Genomic DNA, 21,005 nt, shown 5'->3' on the forward strand with positions numbered 1-21,005 from the left:
ACATGTAGGCTCTCTACAAAAATAATCGGTTTTTTAGTTGAATTGAAATTTTCGACTTAACTATACATGTGCTTGTATGTAATAAGAAATGTATTAAATATGTAATTGTGGATTTTCTTCATATAAACTATTCATATACTGTTTTAAATTCTTGATGAACAATAAAATATCTTGACTAGCCATTCTAGCATGTTGAAGATGAAAAATATTTCTTTTTCCAATTTCAAATTCATCTGAAGTTAAAGTAATAGGGATATTTTTAAAGACATGCCATGGGAAATATAAGTGTACAAAGGTTTCTCTAAAATATAAACCTGATTCACAAATTAATACTCCATCAGATCCTTTCCCCATATTCCCAAGGACAGATGTATCTAAAAAAGCGATGATTTGTTCTTCTTTTGAAACGATAAATCGTGCCTCAATTGATTTTAATTTTTTGTCTGAAATATGAGTGTCTACAAATAATCCGTTATCAGGTTCTAATAATTCATTGTATGTTTCAAATAATGAGCAAATTGATTTTATCTCATTAATTTTTATAACTGGATGTATATCATGTTGTTTAGAATTTTGGAATGAATTTGTAAGAGCTATAAGTAATTCTTTAAATAACAGTGGTGGATAATCACTCCCGCTAATATTAAAGCTTTTTTGTGCATCAAAAGATAAGAAACCATCTTTATCAATTTCAATTTGTTGCACTTCAATTAATTGATCCCATTTCAAATTTCCTTTACCTAATAACCAATTTTTCCAGTATAAACCCGAACTCGTAAAGTAAACACCATACTTGCCTGATCCAAATAAATTACAACTTAAAAAAGCAATAATTTGATCATCCGTTGGTATAGAAAAACGTTTTTGGGCAATTGATAAGAAATCTTTAGGGATTCTAGTAACATAAAATCTAGATTGCTGATACTCTAAACAAATATCAGTTAAACGATTAATATCTATATTCATCTTAGCCATTCTCCATTTCAAATTTCGTTTCGACATAATCAATTATAAAGTTGTCAGGAAAATATTAACACTTAAATTTAGCTTAAATTAAGAAGGTAAGGAACTATAAATAGATTTGTATTAGGCTACAAAAAATGACCAGTATTCTTTATTTGGAGTAGTAAAGACTTGTTACGGTAATAAAAAGGTACATAAAACCAACACCTCCCAACCATACTAATGAAATGTGCTGGAGGTGAGTTTTATGGACAACAAAGACTTTGAAAAAGTTTATAATGATTACTTACATCAAGGAGAAGAACAAGCTCAATTTGAAGTAGACCATGAAGGCAATTCAGGGGCAGAACAAATAGTTGCCGTTCGTAAAAATGATGACGGGGATTTAATAGCGTTTAAAACAAGTAGCGGGAGAGAGTTAGATTATATGACTGCTCTTAGTGAAGCAAAATCAGGGAAGTTAGCTCATGTGGACGTATTTCATAAGTATGGTAGAGATATTATACGTAGTGAACCGGATGGCATAAAAGAAAATAACTTAGATAATTTACCTTCATTTTAAAAGGGTAAACCCCAAGAAGAGAATGTTCATTCCGATATTCTCTTCTTTTTTATAAAGCTTTCCCTACAAATAGAAGATTCATTTCTAAAGTGCAATCATACTTTTAAAGAGCGCTCTAAATTTCTCTTTATCTTCTGCTGTAAATGGTTTTGGTCCCTTTGTACGCTTACCGCTTTTTCGAACCATTGCACTTAAATACCGAGTTTGTAACAATTGTTCAATGTTTTCATTCGTATACTTATACCCTTTATGGTGTAGAACGATACACCCTTTTGCTAAAGCAAGCGAAGCAAGACCGTAATCTTGTGTTACGATTAAATCTTCTTTTTTTGCTAACTGCATAATCCGGTAATCTGCAGCATCTGCTCCAGAATCAACATAAATTGTTTCTACGCCTGTTGGCTGTTCTGCATTAGAATAATGAGAAAAGCTAGTAACGAGGGTAACAGGGATTTCTACGTTCGTAGCTTCGGAAATAATCACATCTTTTACAGGACAAGCATCTGCATCAACGTAAATTTTCATTTTTATCACTCCTATAACTAGGCTCGTGTTGATAATAATGGTAGATTTTTCTTTTGTCAAACGAGAAAGCTTTATTTAAAGTTATTTTCCACAAACCAAAATAGCCTCACGCAAACGAGAAATACCTTCCTCAATTTGATCAATATTCACTTTTCCATAAGATAAACGAATATAACCATCTTTCGCACCGAAAATACTACCTGGCATAAATGCGATTTCTTGTTTTAAACTTTGCATAATAAGTTGTTTTTCGTTTATCGGTTCTTTTAGTTTTCCCCATATGTATATACCGCCGGTCGGGTTTGAAAAAGAGATTTTGTCGTGAAGTTGCTCATTTAAGGCGCGAACGATAACGTCTCTTTTTTCTGCTAATTGTTTTCGTAACGGTACGATATGAGACTGAAATGGTACAGTTTCGAAAAATTGTTGCATAAGCCACTGTGGGAAAATGCTCATTCCTAATTCCATTTGGTGCCTTGCGTCGGATAACCTTTCTACTACAGACTGCGGAGCGACAAGCCAGCCAACTCGTAAGCCTGGTGCAATCATTTTTGATAAGGAATGTACATAAATGACTGTCCCATTTTCATCTATTGATTTTAAAGTAGGGCAAGGTTGTTTCTTTTCTAGCGTAAGTAGACTGGACGGATCATCTTCCACAATCGCAATTCGTAAGTCTGCGCAAAGTGATAACAATTTTTTTCTACGGTTTGGATGAAGCATTGTTCCCGTAGGATTTTGGAAATTTGGATTTAAAAAAATCATTTTAATACGATGTTTTCTATATAACTCTTGTACATCGTCTGGATTAATACCGTGTTCATCGACAGGTAATGGGAAAATACGAATACCTGCTGATTGGAATAACGGTAAGGAATAACAGTGCGATGGACTTTCGAAAGCGACAGCATCACCGGGATTTAATAAACATTGAACGATAAGGTGAAGTGCTTGCTGTGCGCCAGATGTAATCATAATGGATTGTTCAGTCGCTTCAACTTTTAAATATTCTTTCATATATTTTACGACCGCTTGTCTTAGCGGGAGATAGCCTTGCGGATGATCATAACTTAATGAATGCGTTAACGGTTGTTCTCGTAAAATCGTTTGTAGTTGCTCGTGAGGATAGAGATTACAACCGAGCTCTCCGTTTGCAAAATCTATAATATTTTCATTTTGTTGTACTTCTGCCCGAATATGGCGAAGTAACGGTAAGTTTGGTAAAAAAGTACCACCTTCTACGAAATTTCTCCAATTCGGAGTTAATGTTGGAGAAACGCCCCACATATGTGTACTTACACGTGTACCTTTACCAGTCGTACTTTCTACAATTCCCATAGCACGAAGTTCATTATAAGCAGTTGTTACTGTACTTCGGTTTACATTTAATTGCGTAGCTAATTTCCGTTCGGAAGGGAGGAAGCTACCTGGAGGAAGTTCTCCGAATGTAATACGTTTTTCAATAAAGTCAACAACTTGCTGATAAATAGGGATTTTACTATCGTTATCTAGCTTCCATTCCATACAAACGCCTCCGTATCTCTTATATACATTCAGTATAACAAATTGGCTGGGTAAAAAAACAGCCAATTGGACGGTGTTATATCCAGCCAATTTTACTATGCTAAATAGGGAAGGGGAGATTCGGATGAAACGATGGCAAATGGAGTGGCTCCTAGTATCAGTAGCATTAGTATGGGGAGCAAATTATACAATTGGAAAGTATGGCGTGGCATATATGTCATCCATTCAATTTAATAGTTTACGATTTTTAGTAGCATCTCCGGTATTATTACTTATTACATTTATGATGGAACGCTCATTACGTATTGAAAGAAAAGATTGGTTACGATTAATAGCAGTCGGTATCGTTGGTACGGCAATGTATCAAACGATGTTTATGCTATCTGTGAAATATACTTCAGCAACGAACGCCTCATTATTAATTGCGATGTCACCTATTTTTACAGGGATATTAGCAGTATTACACAAACAAGAACGTTTTTCGATGAAAGTTCAAATTGGTTCAATAGTAGCGTTTATTGGTGCAGCATTCGTTTTATTAACAGGGCATACAGGAGGAGCTACTTACGAGTATGCGTGGCTCGGAAATATAATTGGATTAGTCGCAGCAATTGCTTGGGGATGGTATCCAATTTTAGCACAACCTCTTATTACAAAATACTCTGCAATGAGAGTCACATCATGGTCTACGTTAATTGGAATTGTACCTCTCGTTATATACTGTTTATTTAACGTAAATACATTAACGTGGCCAGTAGATACGCCAAGCTGGGGATCTCTTGCATATTCAATTGTCTTTGCGACCATCTTTGGGTTAGCAATGTGGTATGTCGGTATTAGTCAAATAGGCTCAACGAAAGTAATGGTTTATATGTATCTTGTGCCATTGTTCGCAGTTATTTTTGCAGCAGTAACAATTGGAGAGCAAATTAATACGATGCAGCTCGTTGGCGGTCTTATTATCTTTATCGGTTTATATGTTGTAAAAAAAGGCGGAATCAAAAAGCCAGCTCTCAATTTGAAAAAAGTAAGTTAACAGTAAAAACGATCTCTTTCATATAGAAGGAGATCATTTTTTATTTCGTAATAAAAGCGCTTGTTCAACCGCCCATTTTTGATGATCGTGAATGAGAAGCTCTACAGCATGTAAAGGAGACATCCACCTTAGAACATGATCCTCCTCACAGTTTTCAGTTTGTTTCTGCACCATGTTCGCAATGTAGAAGAACCCATCATTTAAATAATATGTATCTTCCTTTTTAGCATAAAAATATCGCATTGCATTACCGATATACTGTTCAATTTCAATTGCCCATCCTAATTCCTCTAGTAATTCACGATGTATACATTCTTCTTTTGTTTCATTACCTTCCATACCGCCACCAGGTAAAAAATAATGGTTTCCTTTTTGGATAGCAGCAATCTTTGAAGAGGAATTAAAAATAATCGCATAACAACTAGGTCTTAATACATATTGTTCAGTAGGCTTTTTATAACCAAAAGTAAGTTTAGACATCATAAAACACCTCATTTCTCTATAAAATACATAAAAGGAATATTAAGGTAAGTGCAGAATTATATAAGTATAATCTTATGAGATTGGAGTGATATCAAAATGATAAATCGAAAATGTTCAAGGTGTAAAGAGATAACAGGTACGTTACACGGTGGTAAAAAAATTAAGGAAGAATTTTTATGTGAAGACTGTTTGCAAAAAGGAATTGCGAGTGGAGAAATCGAATTATCACAAGTGGAAGAAAAACAAACTTCTTATCTTTCTATAAAGATATTAAAAATAATGAGTGTGATTTATTTAATAGGATCTATTTTAATGGCTTTTTCTGCTGGATCTCTTATATATGACCCAGGATTTGGGGAAGTATCAATTTCAGGATCAGGTGCAGTTGGTGTTATTTTTATTATTGGATCCATATTCCAGTCTGTACTTGTATTTTGCGGTATTTGGGTATTCATCCTATTAGTAGAAACAGTCATTAAAATTTATGAAAAAATGAAGTGAGTGAGAGGGAGAAATACATGCGAGTAAGAAACATACAAGGGGAAGATTATGTAAAGATTCATTCTGTTTTAAATAATTGGTGGGGCGGGAGAGACATGGCGGACATGTTGCCAAAATTGTTCTTCGTTCACTTTCAAGAAACGAGTTTTATCATTGAAGAAGAGGGAGAAACGTTAGGTTTTTTATGCGGATTCTTTTCCCAAACGCATAAAGATGAAGCATACGTTCATTTTATCGGTGTAAATCCTAAGTATAGAAGAAGAGGAATCGCATCGACATTGTATTCTTATTTCTTTGATGTTGCTCGTGCAAATAACCGTAAAGTTGTAAAAGCAATCACATCACCAGTTAATAAAAAATCGATACAGTTTCATAAGGAGATTGGTTTTCGAATTGAGGCTGGGGATGATGAGATAGAGGGTGTATCGGTACATACAAATTATGATGGGAACGGCGGGAGTAGAGTTTTGTTTTTGAAACATGTGTAACAGTAGGCTAGCATAAAGTTAGCCTTTTTGTTGTGAGGGGTTAGAAGTATGGAGAGTAAACAAAGTAGAAATGAATATTTACGACGCATTTATAAAGTGCAAGATTATATAGAATCGCATATAAATGATTCACTTTCAATTGAAGAGCTAGCCGATGTAGCAGGATTTTCAAAGTTTCATTTTCATAGAATTTTTAAAGGAATAGTAGACGAGCCGTTATCTCGGTATGTGAATCGCTTGAAGTTAGAAAGGGCAACACATCTACTTACATATCGCACAGACATGACGATTACACATATTGCGTATCACTTCGGTTTCACAGATTCAGCTGTTTTCTCCCGAACATTTAAAAATTATTACGGCGTAAGTCCATCTCAATATCGAAACGACAATAGCAAGAATTGCAAAGACGTAAGCAGAGCTTCTCAATACAATGAATGTAAGAAGGTTCGAGGTAATGTTGAAATTGTAACAGCGGATGATATAAACGTCGCATACATAAGACATATTGGTACATATGAGGAGTTAACTATAGCTTTTCCAGAAATGATAGAGAAATTATTTTATTACGCAGCTAAGCAAAACTATCATGTATTTGAGGATACGAAAGTATTAACCATTTACCACGATCATCATGAATTTACTGAGGACTATCATTTAAGAACAAGTTTATGTATAACAATTCCGGATGCGTCCGCAGTAAAAACGAGTGATATTGGAATAATGGTAATACCTTCTGGAAAGTATGCAGTAGGGCATTTTGAAATATTCCAGGATGAATATAAAGGAGCATGGGATTTCTTATACGGTGAGTGGCTTCCAAATAGCGGATATAAGCCGAGGGACTCATATCCTTTTGAAGTATATAGAAATGATCCAAAGCAGCATCCCGAAGATAAACATATAGTTGATATATATGTACCTATCGAACCTTTTTAATCATAGGTTAAAGGGGAAAGAATAATGAAAACTGCTGAAAAGTTAGATCAGATTATACAAGAAGAATATGAAAATATGAATGGTATGTTAGTAGTGCGGAAAGGTAATGTTATTTTTGAAAAATATTATAACGGTCACGGTTCAGATGATGCATTTCATATAGCGTCAGTCACAAAAACGATTACTTCTGCGTTAATTGGACTATGTGTAGATAAAGGGTATATAAAAAGCGTTGATCAAAGAGTAATAGAATTTTTCCCGGAATATAACGTTAATTCATCTGAAATAACAGTACGACATCTTCTTACGATGACAGCTCCACATCCATTCGTAGACTGGCAGGAACCGTTAGAAGAACTATGTACACAACAAGATTGGATACAGTATACGTTAAATAGGATAGGAAACGGCGGAGAAATTGGATCTTTTAAATATTCATCTGCAGGAGCTCATATACTATCAGCGATTATAACGAACGCAACAGGAAAAAATGCGCATGAATTTGCGAATGAATACTTATTTCAGCCACTCGGCATGAGAGAAATTCCAAACTATAAAATGAAAGCATTTGGATTTGATGACTTATTTGGAAAAGATGTGAAAGGATGGGTTCACGATCCAAATGGTATTTCGACGGGCGGATGGGGACTAACGTTAACGGTTAGGGATATGGCTAAGTTTGGACAGATGTATTTGAATGAAGGTATTCATAATGGAAAACAAATACTATCAAAATCATGGATAAAAGAATCGACAGAAATGAACCAAAATCAATATGGTTACTTATGGTGGTTACGAGAAGAAGATGGAATCTTTTCATACTGTGCTATGGGTGATGGTGGGAATATGATTTGCTGCGTACCAGAGAAGGAACTGGTGGTAGTGATTGCTACTGAGGTTATACGAAATGCAGAGGATAGATGGGAGTTAATTAAAGAGTGCATACTTCCTTATTTAAAAGATTAATATGGTTATTTTTATAAAAATAAGAATAAAAGGTTTAGTTAAACTTGTTTTGTTCTCTACGATAGAAAAAAGTGTTGTATTAACCAAGTTGTGCAACTAAGATTATAAAACTTCAACACCTATACGATTATTGAATAGGTGTTGAAGTACTTTATAATTTGTTTAGGTACTTTTAACTATTTTTTAACTTTTCGATGTATTAGATACATCATGCCAAACACAATTACCAGCAAGATAAATTTAATTAATTCCATTAGGCTAATATCCCATTTTGTTTCTACTCCATCTGTTAAATAAAATACATTAAACATACCATGTAAAATTGCGGGTGATATTACAGAACCACCATATTCTCTCGTGTACGTCAAAATTAAAGACAATATAAATAATAAAGAGAGATAACTTAATATTCCTACAAACTGAAACTCATAATTTTTATAAAAGGTAGCTACTGGTAAATGCCATGAAGACCAAAGCAAAGCTATAATAATAGCTGTTTGCATAAATGAATATTTTTTTCGTAAATAGAAATGAAAATTCCCTCGCCATATAATCTCTTCTAATAATGCAGATAAAGATCCAATTGTAAGACCAACGAACAAGAGAAATCCTAATTCATTCCAATGATGATATAAGAACTTTATATCATAAATATAAAAATAAAAATGGAGACATAGCCCTAGAAGTAGTGGAAATAATATGGAGAAAATTAGTGTTTTTATTTTTGGGCGTGAAATTCCAAATGTATGAACTATTTTTTGTTTCTTATATAATGTTTGATATGAAATAACCGCTAAAAGCGGAACAACCATTGTAAACCCCAAATAATTACGACCATTTTCTATGTTCAGCAAGATGATATATACAAGTGATGTAAGAAAATAAATACATAATGTTGAATGATAAATTATGTGTTTATTAATATTTTTCACCTGCCTAAGTATGTATAAGTGGTTAATCGAATATCCGATATTTTAATTATATATGAAATGGAAATCGACAGAATGAATATTTCCATATTATTGTTTTTAAGATAGAAAAAGTGTCGAAATTGCATATATTGAACTTGTAGAAAAAATTAAATTATCCCCCGTAACTTTTCACAACAAAAAATCGTTAAACAAAAGAATAGATTTTTTATCACGAATGGGGGAGAACCATGAAAATTCTAATACTAGGCGGTACACGATTTTTAGGAAGAGCATTTGTAGAAGAAGTTTTGAACAGGGGGCACGAGGTTACAGTATTTAATCGTGGAACAAACAAAGAGATTTTCCCTGAAGTGGAACATTTAATCGGTGACAGAAATGGTAATGTATTAAGCTTAGAGAATCGAAAGTGGGATGTTGTCATAGACACGTGTGGCTTTTCTCCGCATCATATTCGGAATGTTGGAGAAGTATTAAAAAATCATATAAAGCATTATATATTCATCTCAAGTCTTTCCGTATATAAAGACTGGATTCCACATGACATAAAAGAAGACTATATATTACAACATGAACCGACGGAAGAGCAAATAAAGGCTGTAGAGAATGGTGAAGTTTCTCCTTATGAGCATTATGGTGCGCTGAAAGTATTATGTGAAAAAGAAGCAGAGAAGTATTGGCCGGGGCGTGTTTTACATGTAAGAGCAGGACTTCTTTCAGGAATGTTTGATTATACAGATCGACTAACATACTGGATTCAGCGTGTAGCAAAAGGAGGTAAAGTGTTAGTTCCAGGAAGAAAAGACCGTCCAGTGCAGATGGTTGATATAAAAGATGTCGCGTGCTTTGGACTCAACATGGCAGAAAATAATAAAGCAGGTACATTCAATATAACAGGTCCGAATGATAAATTGACGATGGAAGAGCTATTAAATACGTGTAAAAAGGTTACGAATAGCGATGCTGAATTTGTTTGGGTAGACGAATCGTTTATGAGTGAACATAATGTGCAGCCTTGGACAGAAATGCCTTTGTGGATTCCCGAAACTTTCCCATTAGAAGGTGAAACGAAGCCGTGGAAAGGTGGATTTTCTATTAGTGTCGAGAGTGCCGTTAAAGAAGGGCTTACTTTTAGAAGTTTAGAAGATACAGTTACAGACGTGTATGGGTGGATGAAGGAAATGGAAAATAGGGAATTAAAAGCAGGTATTTCAAAGGAAAGAGAAAAGGTGCTGTTAGAAAAGTGGCATGAAATAAAGAGAGTTTAAATAAGAATCCAATGAAAAAGGACTCTGTCTATTTGCTAAACAGAGTCCTAATATTCATCTACCATTCAATCGGTTCTTCCCCGTACATTTCCCATAGCTTAGGAAACATTTTTTTCAATCCTTCTTCGTCATCTTCATCCCAATCGAATTCAATGTCGGCATTATAAGTTCTTTCATTAGTTAGTACGTGATAAAGTGTAAAGTAAGTATCATCCTCATCCCCGGTTTTTTCTGCATATACAGTATAACCGAAGTATAAAGAAAGTTCTTCAACGTTTGGTACGTCATACTCACTCAAATCTTCTAATACAGGTATTAACCGTTCTGGATCTTCAATACACGCTTCGTAAGTTTCTTTTCCTTGATATAATAACCATCCACGGAAATAATCAAAACAATCATCCGAACAACCGCCTAAAATAATATAGGCTGCTGCCCATAAGCGAGAAGTATAGGAATCTTTCAAAATACGATGCATATGTGTATCAAAAGCTACAATTTCATGTACTGTACGTTTAGTGAGGTGAGAAGTAAGCCATTCTATTTGTTCTTCTTGATCTTCGCCTTTCGTTTTGGCACGATCAAGTAGTTCCCAAAATTCTTCTTCTGTTATTGTTTTCTCTTTTATGTAATCTTCCCCAGGAAACGGGTCTGTATATCCTTTTTTACGTTTGGAAGCAACTAATTTGTTAGCTTCTTTCATACATTCTTCTTCTGTTTCAAACTCTTTCGCTTTTACACTACCAGCTGTGCCGATTTTTCCGTAAAGCACAACATAGTCTTTTTCTTTCACAACGATTTTCCAAAACTTATTTGATTTCTCAGTTTGCTGGATTAATAACGTTTCCATTCGTACCCCCATACTGCTTTTCTAGTGTGCAATGTGATTGTAACATATGTATATACACTTGTAATGATGAAAAGTAAGAGTTCGGAAAATTCGAAAATGATTGAATGAAGCGAGCGAATTTAGTAATCTTATTTGTACATACATAATCGTTTTTTAATAATTCGATATTTAATATATAAGGGGGCATTACAGATGGATCTTACGTTTAAAGTAGAGGAAACATGTTTTAATTACCGTGTCGGAGCAATTTGTAAACATGATAATAAAATCCTTATTTTGCAAGGGGACGGTGAAGATTTTTGGTACGTACCGGGCGGACGAGTGAAAATGCTAGAAAATAGTGAAGATGCGTTAAAACGGGAGCTGGCAGAAGAACTAGACGTACCTATTAAAGTGAAGAGATTAATATGGTCAGTAGAAAATTTCTTTATACTTTCTGAGCGAAAGTTTCATGAGATTAGTTTTTATTATGAAGTAGAGCTACATGAGTTACCTGCAAATGGAGCGGATCAATATATTTTGGAAGAAGAGGGTAGATCGTATTTGTTTAAGTGGGTGCCGGTAGAAGAGTTAGAGGTATATAATTTACAGCCTGCGTTTATAAAAGAAAAAGTAAAGGATATAGCAGTTCATACAGAACATATTGTTTTGCAAAAATAAACGTATTCGGAGGGGAAAAGGGTGAAGGGGACTAAAAAAGAGATGCATATAAATGACAAAGTAATTCATTACACACATATCGAAAAAGGTTCTAGTAGGGTTTGCTTTATGTTTTCAGGTTCAGGATAAAATTATGATAAGCCGTTATTCTATTATGCAACGATGTTAATGCTTGAACATGAAATAGATGTAGTACATATTCATTATTCCTATGATGGACAATTAATGAATAAACCAATAGAAGAAGTAACGAAAGTAATGATGGATGATATTAATCCTGTAATGAATGAAGTGTTGAAAAATGGACGCTATAGCAATTCTATGTTTTTAGGGAAATCACTTGGAACAATTCCGATTGCAAATGATGTAATGAAGAGAGAAGAGTTTTTACAGTCAAAAATGATAGTACTGACACCTTTACTAACTTTTGAATCTATTTTTGATTCTATTTTACATAGTAGTCACGAAGGGCTTTTAGTAATTGGGGATAACGACCACCATTATAATGCAAATCAAATGGATCAGTTATATAAAACAAATTTAACGATTGATGTTGTTAAAAACGCAAATCATTCTTTAAATGTTGGAGAATATGAAACCGAAAATTCAATTGAAGCGATAGCAAAAATAATGAGAAAACTGGAAGAAACAATAGGAACAAGTAGAGTTGAATTATAATTGTTCCGATACATAAAAAAGAGGTGATTCATGCACCTCTTTTTTATGTTGAAATTAACGAAACTCTGTATGACGAAATGTTTCTTTTCCTTCTAATAACGTCAATAAAATTTTCGTTTTATGAATATCATGTTTTTGAATTTTAAATAAGTTTTTGTCTAATACAACGAGGTCTGCTTTTTTGCCGACTTTAATAGATCCAGTTTCTTTCTCTAAAAAATTGGCGTAGGCTCCATTTATTGTATAACTCTTAATCATTTCTGCTAAACTTACTTTTTCTTTTGGATTTAAAGCGTGTTGTGAATTTGTATCTTGTAAACTTGTACGAGTGATCCCCATTTGAATACCAGCTAGAGGAGAGAAGTAGGGTCCTTGTGTAATGGGATAATCACTAGAAGAAGCCATAACAACACCTTTATTTATGAAACTTCTCATAGGATATTGTTCATTTGCACGCTCTTCTCCTAATAATTCGACAGCTTGTGCAAAGTATTCGCCGTCTTTAAGAAACCACGTTGGCTGCGGAACACCAATGACGCCTAAATCTTTAAAACGATTTATATCATTTTCTTTTACTAATTGTAGATGTGTAATCTTATGCCGACTATCTCTTTTTCCGTTTTGTTTTTGGGCGATAGCTAATGTATTTAATGTTTCTGTAGTGGCAGCATCACCGATAGAGTGGATATGAACTTGGAATTTCTCTTTGTCTAATGTTTGAACCATTTGCTCGAATGCTGGTTTCTCCCAAACAGGAACGCCGTAATAGTTTGGTTTATTGTTATACGGCTCATGTAAGTAGGCAGTTCCGCCTTCAAGTACACCATCCATAAATAACTTGACCGTATTCATTTTTACAAGTGGGCCTTGTAATTTTGCGCGCTGTTCCTTTACATATGGAATACGCTCTAGACCTTCATTTGGTTGTATCGTTAACGCAAGATTATGTCTAATAGATAATGCTCGTTCTTTCTCGAGCATTGTTAGTGCTTCAATGACAGTATCTTGCTGAGGAACAATGACATCATTTACTTGTGTATATCCATTACTCGCTGCGAGTTGTTGGAAATTTTTTAAACCTTCTTTATACTGTTCCGTATTGTACTTTGGTAATTTGTCTAGTACAAGATTTGTTGCGGTATCACGAAGCGTACCGGACGGTTCACCGTTTTCATTTCGTTCAATTACTCCACCGTTAGGATTTGGAGTATCTTTTGTAATTTCGGCTATCTCAAGCGCTTTCGAATTTGCCCAAACTGAATGGTAATCCTCGGAAATTAAAGCGACAGGAATGTCTTTCACAACAGTATCTAATAAATCTTTTGTCGGACCAGATGATGAGAAGAGGGTATTGCTCCAACCAGCCCCATGAATAACTTTTAAATCACTATGTTCTTTCCTATACTGTTCAACTGCCTGAACATATTCATCAACTGTTCTAGCGTTTACTAAGTCAACAGAATAAAGAGAGTTTACAGTTTCGGAAGCGTGAAGGTGGCTATCAACAAATCCTGGAAGTAACATTTTTCCATTTAAATCAATGATCTTTGTATTCTTATTCTTGTATTTTTTTGCACCTTTCGTATTACCCACATAAATAATTTTCCCGTTTTTAATCGCAACTGCTTCTGCCCAAGGTTGCTTTGCTTCTACCGTATAGACATTTCCGTTAATAAAAATGGTGTCTGCTAGTTTTGTAGTGTCTTTTTTCGCCTGTTCAAATCCTACTAACATAAAAAGCATAGTGAGACTAATGAAAATAGAAATAAACCTTTTCAATGTATCAACCCCAATTCTCTATAATTTGATTTTGATTCGCTACTTTCATTACAGAAGTTCGATAGACGGAAATTCAAATCCTATGAAGCGAAGTCCGCTAATTATAGGAATATTACTTTACTTTTTCCTATAAATAGCGGATAACAATTTTTAAAAGTAATGATTACAATTTAAATACGGAAAATTCAGAAAAGTTTTTAGAAAATTAGAAAGGGATAATTGAAAGCGTTTACTAGTTTTGGAGGCCGAGAAAAGAAAAATCCCCATTTAAGGAGGTTATTAAGATGAAATCGATTAACCCAATGAATGTGATAGATGAGAGTCGTATTCATTCCATGCACCTTTGGTTAATATTTTGGCTATTTATCGTAATTGCATTTGATGGATATGATGTTGTTATTTATGGAGCAGCAGTACCGTCGCTCATTAAAGAGTGGGGGATATCGGATGTTACAGCAGGGGCAATTGGTAGTTATACAGTTATAGGAACGGCAATTGGTGCTATTTTCTTCGGTTTATTAGCTGATAAAATTGGTCGTAAAAATATTATACTGCTAACTACAATCTTATTTAGTCTATTTACATTTCTATCTGGTTTTGCGAACGATCCTGTTACATTTACGATCTTTCGTGTCATCGCTGGTATTGGGTTGGGCGGAGTTATGCCGAATGTAATTGCTATAGCAACTGAATTTTCGCCGAAACGAGTTCGAACTGCTATTGTATCTTTTATTTTTTGCGGATATTCAGTTGGGGCAATGGTAGCGGCACTTACAAGTCGATCACTTTTAATGACAGCAGGATGGAAACCTGTTTTTTGGTTAGCAGGAATTCCGTTATTGTTTCTTCCATTTTTAATGAGAAGTATTCCAGAGTCTGTTGGTTTTCTTCTAGGGAAAGGAAAAATAGAAGAAGTTAAAAAAGTAATAGCGAAAGTAAATCCAAAATTAAGTGAAGATACGGCAATAGAATTTATAAAACGACCAACGAAAGAAGCTGGTTCTCCTGTTGTTAAGTTGTTCGAGGAAAAGCGTGCAGTAAGTACAATTATGTTTTGGATTTCATGTTTTAGTGCTTTCGTACTCATTTACTCTATGAATACTTGGTTACCAAGACTTATGATGCAGTCAGGGTACGATCTGAAATCAAGTCTTTCATTTACAGCTGTCATGCAAATTGGCGCTATCGTTGGTACACTCATATTCGGTCCAATCGTGGATAAAGTTGGATTCAAAAAGGTGCTTGTCCCATTATTTTTCTGTGGAGCGATTGCGTTATCCCTAATTGGATTTGCGAATAACATGTTTGTTGGATTTTTGTTAATTTCAGTAATCGGTGCTTCTTCAGTTGGATTACAAAATATGTCCAATGCATTTGTTTCTCAATACTATCCTAGCAATATGCGTTCAACAGCAGTAGGAAGCACAATGGGGTTTGGGCGTCTTGGAGGCGTTGTAGCACCAACTTTTGTAGGTGTACTACTTTCTATGCATTTCTTACCTCAATATAATTTTGCGGCTATTGCGAGTGCTGCTGTAATCGGTGGTATAGCAATGTTATTTGTGAAAGAGGAATATGGCATTTATTATAAAGAGAAAAAAGAGATTGTAAGCGGAGATAGCAATGTAACTACAGCAAAATAATGAATGAAGAATCCCGGGGATATATTTCTTCGGGATTTCAAATTGTTCGCTGAATAATTTTAATATTTAGTTTTATTTTATGTAACGCTTCTTATACAATAGATAGAAAAGATAAAGTGGGGGATGGGGCATGTCTGGTAATAAGAGAGAGCGGTTAATGAAAAGAATTGAATATCATTTGCGAAATACATCACGTCAACTTATTAAAATTGATACGGAAGAAGAAGCACTTCAGTATTTAACTCATTCCTTTTGCTCAGAATTACATTGTAATTTCGTAGCTGTCATTTTTAATGAAGGAGGACAATTTTTACCAAAGGCTTGGAGCGGAAATTTAACTTCTTTAGCGTCCGCTTTTCCTCTTCACTCTGATGAATGTTCATCAAGACTCCAGTATCAAAGTATAACGGATCAAACGGCAGATTCACCAGAAGTGTGCCTACTAGCGGAAACGTTGAAAAGTGCTGGTGTAGAGACTTGGTTTACTGTCCCACTAAAAGATGACATACAACATTTTGGTTTTTGTGTTGTTGCATTTTCAAGTTATGTCCCACTTTTAGATATGGAAATATCATTTGAAGAGTTTGGAAGAGATATAGCAGTGGCGATAGCTGTGGCTAGACAAAAAGAATCGCAGTTGAAAAAAATTGAAGGTTTTGGATGGATTAGTAAAAACCTATCGTTAGATGTTCCGTTAGAAAAGCATGTATTTGAGGTAACTTCTAAAGCTGGAATGGAAACAAATGCTGATTTTTCATGTGTTTACCTGTATAACGAGGCTGAAAATTGTTTTGTTTTTCAACCACCATCATATGGAGAAATGAAGCGCCCATTCAAAATTATGGTTGAAGATAAATATGTACTAAAAGATCACTTCCCATTTTTTGAAACGGTTGGTGGTGAACAGTTTACAGCTCCAATCATTATTGATATGAAACCGATTGGCGTTTTACATGTTGAAAAGGAATGCGAAGGGATTTTTACGGAAACAGATGCAAAATCACTTGAAATGATAGCGAATCACTTAGCCACTATACTTGATAATGCAAGATTATATAATGGTGAGAAAGAGCATAAACAACGACTTCATTTTCTATTAGATTATCAGCAAGCTTTATTAAAAGAAACGGTCGATGATAATAACTTTGAAGGTATTACAACAATGCTTGGTAGTCTGTTTCAAGATACAGTATTTATTTTCGATAGATTTATGCAACCAATAGCCTTTCATGATGAAAAGGATAGTCGCTTAGCAGAGCATTTAGCTGATTTAGCAAGAGAAGAACGTAAAAATCAAAGAGAAACTGATACGTTCCATATTACTGATCCAAATCATATTGATTATTGTTTTTCATTTTGGATAATAAATGGGGGTGGTAATTTCTTAGGATATTTAGCAGTACGAAGAACGAATGGAGGGATGGATGAATTTGATCAACTAACAGTAGATTTAGCCCGAAATATATGTTCCATCCAGTTTATTAAACAAAAGCTCGTTCTTGATACGAAAGAACAAATGAAAGACAGTTTTATTAGTAAATTACTTACTGAAAAAATTGAAGATCGAGATAACATTTTGCAATATGCCAACTTGTATCAATGGAACCTTTTCAAAAAACATCGAATAGCCATGTTATCTATTTCACTTGATGAAAAAGAATTAAAAAAAGGAAATTTACTCGAACAACAAGCGAAAAAGTCACTTATATGGGATTTAATTAAGACCCGTCTGCCGGAACTAGGGACAGGCATTTTAGCAGTATCTCATAATGATGAGCAACTTTTAATTGTTCCTATCGAAGAGCAGAAGAAGAGAGCTGATACATTTTGGGAATCGATGTTTCATAGCATTCAAAAATGGATACAGGCATCACCTATTGGTTGCCAAGTGTTATTAGGGATTGGTGGCGTTACAAAACAATTAGAAGATTACTATATTAGTTATCAGCAAGCCGTGCAGGCTCTAAATATTATAGATAGCCGCTTTCGAAAAAAGGGGTATGCGTTATTTGAAGACTTGGGTTCATATGCCATTTTACATCATTTAAGTCATTCAACAGCCGTAGAACTTTTTGTTAAGAAACAAATCGGTCCGCTAATTGAATATTCAGAAGGAAAGAATATTGATTTATATAATACATTACATGTATTCTTACAAAACAATGGAAATGTAAAAAGTGCTGCAGAAGAACTCTTTATTCATCGAAGTTCTCTCTTGTATAGGCTTGAAAAGATTGAGTCACTCATTTCAGTTGATTTAAATCATGCCGAAGTGAGATTTAATTTAATGATGGCATTAAAACTTTATGATATGCATGGTGAAGTAGTAGGGTAGTTAAATTCTAAATATTAAGTAGTGTTTTAGTTTGTATAATGAAAATAAGTTTGATTTTATTGAAAAGAGGTTTCGCTTTTGTACGAAATCTCTTTTTATTTTGTATATAATTGTTTTTCAAAACTTGTTACACTATAAAGGTATGTAAAGGAATTATAGATTCGAAGGTGATAGGTATGAAGAAATATAAAATAGGTGAAGTTGGAAAGGAATTTGGAGTTTCAATAGATGCATTAAGGTTTTATGAAAAGAAAGGATTCCTAAAACCACAAAAAGATAAAGATAATGGTTTTAGATTTTATACGTACGAGGATTTTGGCGTGTTTTTAGCAATTAGAAGTTTCCGACAAATGGGATTTCATGTGAAAGAAATTGGAGCAGTTTTTAATGGGTTAGAATTTGATGACATAATAAATAAATGTAGTGATAAAATAACTGAAAAAAATGAAGCGATAAAACAGTTAGAGATAGAAACAAAGCAAATAAATGAATTTATAAACTTATTAAAAGAATATAAAAAAGAAGATAAACAATGGATGATAAAACCGGCCGGCACTTATTTTTTTCTGAAACATGTTCATTTGAATGATGGCACATTATGTGTAAATCCTCTATTAAAAAAATGGTTGAATTTCTTACCAACAGTATCTCCAGCATTATGTATTCCGCTTGAAGAATATAAAATAAAAAATATTGATAATAGTTATTGGGTTATGGCTATTTCTGAAGTGAAAATGAAAGAATGTCAATTACCAATTGATGAATCTGTTATACAGGTAAATATGGGGGAGTGCTTGCATTATTTATTTGAAAAAGATGTGAATGAACCACTATCAGCTTTGATTTTAGATGAACCATTATATATTATGCAGAGTCAGGGCTACGCACTAAATGGAGACATTTTATGTCGATATGTTTGTGAAACAAAGAGTGAAAAAAGAACAGTTGATCATTATATTATTATGATTCCTATTATTAAAATAAAAAGGGAAGTCATACATACAGAAGCATAGAAAAAAGCATTTAATTGGAGACAATGTCTAACAATTAAATGCTCTTTTTTTATGCTGTAATATGCTTTTAAATCAATTTATAAAAAATATATGAATAAAGTTATTGACCCTAGTCTAAGACCATAGTTTATATTGAAAACATAAAGAAAGCGTTTGCATCGATAAACGAAATGCAAATTGCTTCATACAAATATTGGAGGTTGTAAATTATGAGAAATATCGTGCTTTTATGTAATGCAGGTATGTCTACGAGTATGTTAATGAACAAAATGAAAGGGTATGCAGAATCAGTAGGTTATAACTGTGAAATTAATGCTTATGCATTAACTGAGGCACAAAATGTTGGCCCAGCAGCTGATGTGATTTTATTAGGACCACAAGTTCGATATGCATTAAATAATGTAAAAAGCCAATTACCAGAAAAGCATATTGAAGTAATTGATATGGCAGCTTATGGCATGTTAGATGGGAAAAAAGTAATTGAGCAAGTGAAAACTATTTTAGGCGATTAAAAACGATCTACAAGCTTTATATGACTTATGTCAGTTTTGAAAAATACATATTCTGAGGGAGGTAATCGTCTGAAAAAGATAAGGAAATTTCCAATTTTATGTATGGTAGTAGGGAGTCTGGCAGGTGGTTTGGTACTTTCAGGGTGTTCATCAGAAAGCAAAGATAAGACTTTAAAAGACTCTGATATAACACTTATAACGAATGTTCTTCCGTATGGGGAGGTAGGAGCTACCGTCGTTTGTGATTTTGGAGATACAATAGATAGCTCAAAATTAACAAAAGATAGTTTTGAAGTTGAGGTGGAAGTGAATGGGAAACCTCAAAATAGAAAAATAACGAAAGTGTATACAAATAATAAAGCTGATGTATCAGAGACTTCAAAAGAAGGACAATACGTTGTAATTGAATTAGATGAAAACGATAAATATGCATCTACCTCAACATTTAATGAAGAAAAGTTTTTAAGTACAAGAGATAGTTTAGATTATAATTTATCTCTTACGAAAGAAATTAAAACAAAAGAAGGTGCAACTTTTAAAGCATCTGAAAAGAAAAATAAAATTTCAAATGTAGTTACTCCTGTTGTAGATGATTTTAAAAAAGAGGTATATAAAGATGCTTCTGGAAGCAAAATGCAATATAGACTTTTTGAGCCTAAAAAAGAAGCTAATAAAAAATATCCATTAGTCTTATTTTTACACGGATCAGGTGAACGAGGAAATGACAACTATATGCAAGTTGTAGGAAATGAGGGCGCTGTAGTGTGGGCTAATCCAGAACAGCAAAAGAAAAACCCTGCATATGTGTTAGCGCCTCAAGTTGAAGCAGCTGAAACTCTTACTGCATATTGGACCGAGGAACCCAACTATACTACGATGTTTAATTTACTAAAAGAAACCATCGATAAATATGATATTGATAAAAATCGCATATATGTTGTTGGTATGTCCAATGGTGGAATTGGGACTTGGAATGTTATTAAAAAGAACCCGGGTCTTTTCGCAGCTGCTGTTCCGATTTGTGGAATAGGAGATTTGACGGGAAATAAGCTTGTTGGTGAATATGAACCATTACAAGATACTTCAGTATTCACGGATATTAAAAATATGCCAATTTGGGTCTTCCATGCAGAAGATGATCCGCTGGTTGATGTGAGATATAGCAGAGATGCTGTACAAGCTATTAAAGAACTAGGTGGTTCTTCAATTAAATATACAGAATATCCAACTGGAATCGTTAAACCAATGGGACACTTCTCTTGGGTACCAGCTTTACAGGATAAAGAGATGATAAATTGGTTGTTTAATCAGTCAAAATAGCTTGTTACATAAATTCATTAGGAAATAATCA

20 protein-coding genes and 1 pseudogene are annotated in these 21,005 nt (G+C 34.0%); 14 read left to right on the forward strand and 7 right to left on the reverse strand.

Features of this window, described 5'->3' with window-relative positions; translation table 11 throughout:
* Positions 1-93 precede the first annotated feature (93 nt).
* Positions 94-966, reverse strand: coding sequence for a hypothetical protein (locus JDS82_RS06010; RefSeq protein WP_087984578.1), 873 nt, complete (start codon positions 964-966; stop codon positions 94-96).
* Positions 967-1,210: 244 nt separating this feature from the next.
* Here JDS82_RS06010 and JDS82_RS06015 point away from each other — a divergent pair, with 244 nt between their 5' ends.
* Positions 1,211-1,525 (forward strand): DUF3892 domain-containing protein, encoded by a 315-nt coding sequence (locus tag JDS82_RS06015; protein ID WP_061671908.1) that lies wholly within the window; start codon positions 1,211-1,213, stop codon positions 1,523-1,525.
* 84 nt (positions 1,526-1,609) lie between these two features.
* Here JDS82_RS06015 and JDS82_RS06020 read toward each other — a convergent pair whose 3' ends face one another.
* A complete protein-coding gene (locus JDS82_RS06020) occupies positions 1,610-2,050 on the reverse strand; it encodes a YaiI/YqxD family protein (protein WP_000708783.1) in 441 nt (146 codons plus the stop codon).
* An 81-nt stretch (positions 2,051-2,131) separates the two neighbouring features.
* Entirely contained in the window at positions 2,132-3,574 is a 1,443-nt protein-coding gene (gene pdxR, locus JDS82_RS06025) for a MocR-like pyridoxine biosynthesis transcription factor PdxR (RefSeq protein WP_064449306.1), read from the reverse strand.
* Positions 3,575-3,698: 124 nt separating this feature from the next.
* On the opposite strand from pdxR, the gene JDS82_RS06030 reads away from it, so the two are divergent.
* The gene (locus JDS82_RS06030; RefSeq protein ID WP_064449305.1) at positions 3,699-4,610 is read left to right on the forward strand and encodes a DMT family transporter; all 912 of its coding nucleotides are present in this window, start codon (positions 3,699-3,701) and stop codon (positions 4,608-4,610) included.
* A 33-nt stretch (positions 4,611-4,643) separates the two neighbouring features.
* Here the strand turns inward: JDS82_RS06030 and JDS82_RS06035 are convergent, their stop codons facing one another.
* Positions 4,644-5,093 carry an NUDIX hydrolase gene (locus JDS82_RS06035; protein WP_064449304.1) on the reverse strand — a complete coding sequence of 150 codons (450 nt, stop codon included), beginning with the start codon at positions 5,091-5,093 and terminating at the stop codon, positions 4,644-4,646.
* Between the two features lie 96 nt (positions 5,094-5,189).
* On the opposite strand from JDS82_RS06035, the gene JDS82_RS06040 reads away from it, so the two are divergent.
* The 4 genes from JDS82_RS06040 to JDS82_RS06055 are packed head-to-tail and all read left to right on the forward strand — an operon-like array spanning position 5,190 to position 7,987.
* The gene (locus tag JDS82_RS06040; protein WP_061671904.1) at positions 5,190-5,594 is read left to right on the forward strand and encodes a DUF3980 domain-containing protein; all 405 of its coding nucleotides are present in this window, start codon (positions 5,190-5,192) and stop codon (positions 5,592-5,594) included.
* A gap of 17 nt (positions 5,595-5,611) precedes the next feature.
* A complete protein-coding gene (locus tag JDS82_RS06045) occupies positions 5,612-6,082 on the forward strand; it encodes a GNAT family N-acetyltransferase (protein WP_061671903.1) in 471 nt (156 codons plus the stop codon).
* A 48-nt stretch (positions 6,083-6,130) separates the two neighbouring features.
* Positions 6,131-7,021: an AraC family transcriptional regulator gene (locus JDS82_RS06050; RefSeq protein WP_064449302.1), complete on the forward strand. Its 891-nt coding sequence runs from the start codon at positions 6,131-6,133 to the stop codon at positions 7,019-7,021.
* Positions 7,022-7,045: 24 nt separating this feature from the next.
* Positions 7,046-7,987 (forward strand): serine hydrolase domain-containing protein, encoded by a 942-nt coding sequence (locus tag JDS82_RS06055; RefSeq protein ID WP_087984579.1) that lies wholly within the window; start codon positions 7,046-7,048, stop codon positions 7,985-7,987.
* Positions 7,988-8,163: 176 nt separating this feature from the next.
* Here JDS82_RS06055 and JDS82_RS06060 read toward each other — a convergent pair whose 3' ends face one another.
* Complete coding sequence (locus JDS82_RS06060) at positions 8,164-8,919, reverse strand: CPBP family glutamic-type intramembrane protease (protein WP_199712874.1); 756 nt, start codon at positions 8,917-8,919, stop codon at positions 8,164-8,166.
* 227 nt (positions 8,920-9,146) lie between these two features.
* Between JDS82_RS06060 and JDS82_RS06065 the strand changes: the two genes are divergently transcribed.
* Positions 9,147-10,184 carry an SDR family oxidoreductase gene (locus JDS82_RS06065; protein WP_087984581.1) on the forward strand — a complete coding sequence of 346 codons (1,038 nt, stop codon included), beginning with the start codon at positions 9,147-9,149 and terminating at the stop codon, positions 10,182-10,184.
* A 58-nt stretch (positions 10,185-10,242) separates the two neighbouring features.
* Here the strand turns inward: JDS82_RS06065 and JDS82_RS06070 are convergent, their stop codons facing one another.
* Complete coding sequence (locus tag JDS82_RS06070; RefSeq protein WP_087984582.1) at positions 10,243-11,034, reverse strand: DUF4240 domain-containing protein; 792 nt, start codon at positions 11,032-11,034, stop codon at positions 10,243-10,245.
* Positions 11,035-11,226: 192 nt separating this feature from the next.
* On the opposite strand from JDS82_RS06070, the gene JDS82_RS06075 reads away from it, so the two are divergent.
* Both JDS82_RS06075 and JDS82_RS06080 read left to right on the forward strand, forming a co-directional pair.
* Positions 11,227-11,694, forward strand: a complete 468-nt coding sequence (locus JDS82_RS06075) for an NUDIX hydrolase (RefSeq protein ID WP_000366235.1) — start codon at positions 11,227-11,229, stop codon at positions 11,692-11,694.
* Positions 11,695-11,736: 42 nt separating this feature from the next.
* Positions 11,737-12,372 (forward strand): annotated as a pseudogene (locus tag JDS82_RS06080) (alpha/beta hydrolase).
* Positions 12,373-12,426: 54 nt separating this feature from the next.
* Here the strand turns inward: JDS82_RS06080 and JDS82_RS06085 are convergent.
* Positions 12,427-14,115, reverse strand: coding sequence for an amidohydrolase (locus JDS82_RS06085; protein WP_179192148.1), 1,689 nt, complete (start codon positions 14,113-14,115; stop codon positions 12,427-12,429).
* A gap of 320 nt (positions 14,116-14,435) precedes the next feature.
* Between JDS82_RS06085 and JDS82_RS06090 the strand changes: the two genes are divergently transcribed.
* The 5 genes from JDS82_RS06090 (at position 14,436) to JDS82_RS06110 (ending at position 20,974) form a co-directional block, all read left to right on the forward strand.
* On the forward strand, positions 14,436-15,794 hold the full coding sequence (locus tag JDS82_RS06090) for an MFS transporter (protein ID WP_087984583.1): 1,359 nt from the start codon (positions 14,436-14,438) through the stop codon (positions 15,792-15,794).
* A 130-nt stretch (positions 15,795-15,924) separates the two neighbouring features.
* Complete coding sequence (locus JDS82_RS06095; protein WP_087984584.1) at positions 15,925-18,129, forward strand: helix-turn-helix domain-containing protein; 2,205 nt, start codon at positions 15,925-15,927, stop codon at positions 18,127-18,129.
* A 176-nt stretch (positions 18,130-18,305) separates the two neighbouring features.
* Positions 18,306-19,142: a MerR family transcriptional regulator gene (locus JDS82_RS06100; RefSeq protein ID WP_199712875.1), complete on the forward strand. Its 837-nt coding sequence runs from the start codon at positions 18,306-18,308 to the stop codon at positions 19,140-19,142.
* Positions 19,143-19,351: 209 nt separating this feature from the next.
* Positions 19,352-19,654: a PTS sugar transporter subunit IIB gene (locus tag JDS82_RS06105; RefSeq protein ID WP_087984586.1), complete on the forward strand. Its 303-nt coding sequence runs from the start codon at positions 19,352-19,354 to the stop codon at positions 19,652-19,654.
* 27 nt (positions 19,655-19,681) lie between these two features.
* Positions 19,682-20,974 carry a prolyl oligopeptidase family serine peptidase gene (locus JDS82_RS06110; RefSeq protein ID WP_087984587.1) on the forward strand — a complete coding sequence of 431 codons (1,293 nt, stop codon included), beginning with the start codon at positions 19,682-19,684 and terminating at the stop codon, positions 20,972-20,974.
* Positions 20,975-21,005: the final 31 nt, after the last annotated feature.

This window comes from Bacillus cereus group sp. N14 (assembly GCF_016483555.1).
In the GTDB taxonomy this organism is placed as follows: domain Bacteria; phylum Bacillota; class Bacilli; order Bacillales; family Bacillaceae_G; genus Bacillus_A; species Bacillus_A wiedmannii.